Source organism: Vibrio wakamikoensis (assembly GCF_050337275.1).
GTDB classification, from domain to species: Bacteria; Pseudomonadota; Gammaproteobacteria; order Enterobacterales; family Vibrionaceae; genus Vibrio; species Vibrio chaetopteri.
In genome coordinates this window covers 1-882 of sequence record NZ_JAKJST010000060.1, presented here as the reverse complement: position 1 = coordinate 882, position 882 = coordinate 1, and the positions used below count along the sequence as shown (strand labels likewise).

Genomic DNA, 882 nt, shown 5'->3' with positions numbered 1-882 from the left:
ACTCAAAAGTAAGAAGTAATTTTAAAGCTATTATCGTTCCAACAGAACGATAATGAATTGACTGTGCCAAGACTAAGTTCTTTTACAAGAAAGTAATCTCGATTGGTCACTCAGTTCATTGAAAACCTAATTTGATACCGAGGTATCTAATTTGATTATCATCAACGAGTGCCCACACAGATTGATAGGTTTATATTGTTAAAGAGCAATTCTCTAAAAAGAGAGAGCTTTCAGTGCCTTAGCACTTAAGCAGGACGCGTATAATACGCTTTCTACTTTGAAAGTCAACATAAAACTCTAAACTTTTTTCATTAGATTTTAGAAAAATCTAAAAGCAAAAAATGCTTAAAACTTTATGGTGACCCGTCTACTTAAAGACAAGTCGAAATTAAAGCCTGGCGATGTCCTACTCTCACATGGGGAAACCCCACACTACCATCGGCGCTATTGCGTTTCACTTCTGAGTTCGGCATGGAAATCAGGTGGGTCCACAACGCTATGGTCGCCAAGCAAATTCTGTTTTGCCTTCAGATTTTCTGAAAATCTGAAAACAATAAATCCGGAAAGCTGTTAATGCGTTCTCTACACATTCAATTTGTTCTTGCTTTGAGTCCATCAAAACCCTTTGGGTGTTGTATGGTTAAGCCTCACGGGCAATTAGTACAGGTTAGCTCAACGCCTCACAACGCTTACACACCCTGCCTATCAACGTTCTAGTCTCGAACAACCCTTTAGGACACTTAAAGTGCCAGGGAAGACTCATCTCAGGGCTCGCTTCCCGCTTAGATGCTTTCAGCGGTTATCGATTCCGAACTTAGCTACCGGGCAATGCCATTGGCATGACAACCCGAACACCAGAGGTTCGTCCACTCCGGTCCTCTC

Annotated in this window: 2 rRNA genes; both read right to left on the bottom strand. The window is 41.4% G+C overall.

The window, feature by feature from the left end:
* Positions 1 to 393: 393 nt before the first annotated feature.
* Positions 394 to 510: ribosomal RNA gene (rrf, locus tag L4C42_RS23455) — 5S ribosomal RNA — on the bottom strand.
* Positions 511 to 636: 126 nt separating this feature from the next.
* A 23S ribosomal RNA gene (locus L4C42_RS23450) occupies positions 637 to 882 on the bottom strand; the annotation flags it as partial.